General features: G+C 72.5%; 5 protein-coding genes. All 5 read left to right on the forward strand.

Translation table 11 applies throughout. The features are described from left to right. Positions 1–876 (forward strand): hypothetical protein (locus tag DKL51_RS28720; protein WP_124812762.1); only part of this gene is annotated, 876 nt, incomplete at its 5' end. Then, complete coding sequence (locus DKL51_RS28725; RefSeq protein ID WP_109965650.1) at positions 869–1,849, forward strand: TRM11 family SAM-dependent methyltransferase; 981 nt, start codon at positions 869–871, stop codon at positions 1,847–1,849. The genes DKL51_RS28720 and DKL51_RS28725, both read left to right, overlap by 8 nt. Before the next feature lie 42 nt (positions 1,850–1,891). Continuing rightward, positions 1,892–2,434 (forward strand): DNA cytosine methyltransferase, encoded by a 543-nt coding sequence (locus DKL51_RS28730; RefSeq protein WP_109965649.1) that lies wholly within the window; start codon positions 1,892–1,894, stop codon positions 2,432–2,434. A 241-nt stretch (positions 2,435–2,675) separates the two neighbouring features. Beyond that, positions 2,676–3,077, forward strand: coding sequence for a hypothetical protein (locus tag DKL51_RS36770; protein WP_243420795.1), 402 nt, complete (start codon positions 2,676–2,678; stop codon positions 3,075–3,077). A gap of 38 nt (positions 3,078–3,115) precedes the next feature. Further along, the coding region (locus DKL51_RS28740) for a transposase (RefSeq protein WP_148097714.1) at positions 3,116–3,263 on the forward strand (148 nt) is incomplete at its 3' end.

The raw sequence follows: 3,263 nt of genomic DNA on the forward strand, positions 1-3,263 counted from the left end.
CACGACCCTGTCCACCCCGTCGACCCGCCGGGTGTCGACCCGACTCTGATCGACCTGGTCGCCGGCGACCCGCCGGTCCCGGTCACCGTGTGGCGCACCGCCCGCGGCGACGCCGACGCCGACCGCAGCATCGGTGCCCGACTGGCCTACCGGCTGGTGGCCGCCTACAGCCGGCCCGGCGAGGCGGTCGTCGACCTGACCCGTGACCACGCCCTGACCGCCGTGTGCTCGGCCGGCGGGCGCCGGCACCATCCCGGCTGGTTCACCGACGTGTCCAGCCTGATCATCGGACCCGCCACCCCGCCGGCCCACGACGACAAACCCGCCGGATTCGATGACGGCGACCTGCCGGACGTGGGCGCGTGGTTCGGTGACGACCTCACCGACCCCGACCTGCCCCCGTCAACCGATCCGGCTGTCCCGGTGGCCGACAGCGTGTCGCTGCAGCAGGCCACCAGCCTGGTCGTGGCCTGCTGGCCCCTCGACGCCGACGATGCGACCAACCGGATCCGGCTGGCGTGGCTGCTGACCGCATGCGTCCGGCTGCTGCGCCCCGGCAGCTGCCTCGTCCTCGTCGTCACCGTCCCCGCCAGCACGGTCGGCCCGGAGGACTTCACCCCGGTGGCCACCGCCGCCGCAGCGGTCGGCCTGGGCTACCTGCAGCACATCGTCGCCGTCGCCGCCGACACCTCAGGTGACACGTTCGTCTACCACGTCACCGACGAGGAACTGCTCACCCTCGCCCGCCAGGCCGGCGAACAGCAGTGGGCGGTGGCGCACCTACGAGTGCACGCCGACGTGCTCGTGTTCACCCAGGCAGCACCACCGGCCGCCGCACCACGGCAGCGGCGGCGGGAGGGCGGTGACCATGGCTGAACACCGCACGCACGGACCGGACGAGACGGCCCGGCCTGACAGCGGCTGCGGCCGGCACCGCGATGAGGGCCGCCACCGCGACGACGACGGACGCCACCCTGCGCCGGGCGGGCTGGAAAGTCTGTCGGTGTGGGCGACCGCCCAGCGCACCGGCCCGGTACAGCGCCGCGGCCGGTACGTGGCCGAATCGGTCAAGCACCCCGCCCGGATGCTGCCGGCAATCGCCGCGCACGCCGTGCACGCCTACACCCAGCCCGGGGACCTCGTGCTGGATCCGATGTGCGGGATCGGCACCACCCTCGTCGAGGCCATCCACGCCGGCCGTGACGCCATCGGTGTGGAGTACGAGTCGCGGTGGTCGGACATCGCCGACGCCAACATCACCCACGCCCATCAGCAGGGCGCCACCGGCCGGGCCTCGGTAATCCGCGGGGACGCCCCCCGGCTGCGGTCCCTACTGCCCGCCGCCCTCGCCGGCCAGGTCGCCCTCGTGGTCACCTCACCGCCGTACGGGCCGACGGTGCACGGCCTCGTCCGGCCCGGCGCGGACGGGGTGGCGAAGTTCGACAACGCCTACAACGACGGCACCGACCGCGGCAACCTCGCCTACCGCGACCTCACCGGCCTCACCGACGGCTTCGAACAGATCCTTACCGGCTGCGCGATCCTGCTCCGCCCCGGCGGCACCGTCGTGGTCACCGCAAGGCCGTGGCGCAAGAACGGCCAACTCGTCGACCTGCCCTCCGCCGTCATCGCCGCCGGCGTCCGCGCCGGCCTGACGCCGACCGAGCGGTGCGTCGCCCTCCTCGCCGCAGTCCGCGACGGGCGCCTCGTCGCCCGCCCGTCGTTCTTCCAACTCCAAGCCGTCCGCAAGGCCCGCGCCGCCGGCACGCCACTGCACCTGATCACGCACGAAGACGTCCTGATCTTCACCAAGGTCGCACATTCCGACCCGCTCGGGGGCGTCCGATGACTGACAGCCAGGCCATCACCATCGTCGTGCACGGGGGGTGGCGTGAGTGACCACCGCCTGGGGACCCGAATCGGATCGCTGTGCACGGGATACGGCGGCCTCGACATGGCCGTCGAACTGGTGCTCGGCGGCCGGCTCGCCTGGTACGCCGAAACCGACCGACACGCCCGCACCGTCTGCGCACACCACTGGCCGCACGTGCCCAACCTCGGCGACATCCGCACCATCAACTGGCCCCACGTGCCGCTCGTCGACGTCCTCACCGCCGGGTTCCCCTGCCAGGACATTTCCAACGCCGGCAAACGCGCCGGCATCACCGGCCCCCACTCCAGCCTCTGGCACCACATCACCCAAGCCATTCGCTGTCTTCGGCCCCCGGTTGTGTTCGTGGAGAACGTGGCCGCCCTCCGGCGGCGCGGACTCGACGTCGTGCACGCCGACCTGGCCGCGCTCGGGTACGACACGAGCTGGCTATGCCTACGCGCATCCGACATCGGCGCCGCCCACCGACGCGACCGGCTGTTCCTGCTCGCCACCCGAAGCGGGGGAGAGGCTGCGGACGCTGCCCACACCCTGCGCCCGTGACGGGAAGGGGCCCGGCCACCAGCACGGACTGCCCGACGTCATCGAACCCCACGGCACCCGGCATTACCTTCTACCGACCCCACGCGCCAGCGACACCGGCACCTCAGGCCGTCGCGCCGGCACAGGCTTCCGGCCGCCCCTGTCACAAGTACTGCTGCCCACCCCGCGTGCCACCGACGGGCAGAAAGGCTGCCCAGGGCAACGGGGCTCGCACGGGGACCTCACGCTGCCGTCAGCGGCCGTGCGCTGCGTACCACATCGCCTACCGACGCCCCGGGCCTCCGACGGGCACGGCCCCGGCCGCCACGGCGACGGCGGCGCGGACCTGCGCACCACCGTCGCCCAGCTCACCAGCGGAAGCCTCGGCACACTCGACGAGACCACCTGGGGGATCTACGCCCCCGCGATCGCCAGCTGGGAAATACTGATCGGCCGGCCCGTCCCCGCACCCACCCAACCCGGGCAGCGCGGCAAACCCGTCCTCGCGCCGCCGTTCGTGGAATGGCTCATGGGCCTACCCGAACACTGGGTCACCAACCCAACACTCGGACTGCCCCGCACCGCCGCGCTGCGCGTCCTCGGCAACGGCGTCGTCCCCGCCCAAGCGGCAACCGGGACTGCCCCCGGTTCGGTTGACTCCTGACCTGTGAGGATGCGTTCCTCGCTGGAAGGATGTCTGCCATGCCGAAAGCGTTCCCGCCCGAGTTCCGCCGTGACGTCGTCGCGGTCGCCCGCAAGGGTGAGGCGCCCATCGCGCAGATCGCGAAGGACTTCGGGATCTCCGAGTCGTGTCTGCACCGCTGGCTCAAGCTCGCCGACATCGAGGACG

It is taken from the genome of Micromonospora globispora (genome assembly GCF_003857015.1).
Lineage (GTDB): Bacteria > Actinomycetota > Actinomycetes > Mycobacteriales > Micromonosporaceae > Micromonospora > Micromonospora globispora.

What these genes read in the sequence shown, in the direction of transcription:
- DKL51_RS28725 (WP_109965650.1), top strand. Translation starts at nt 869, where the DNA reads ATGGCTGAACACCGCACGCACGGACCGGACGAGACGGCCCGGCCTGAC.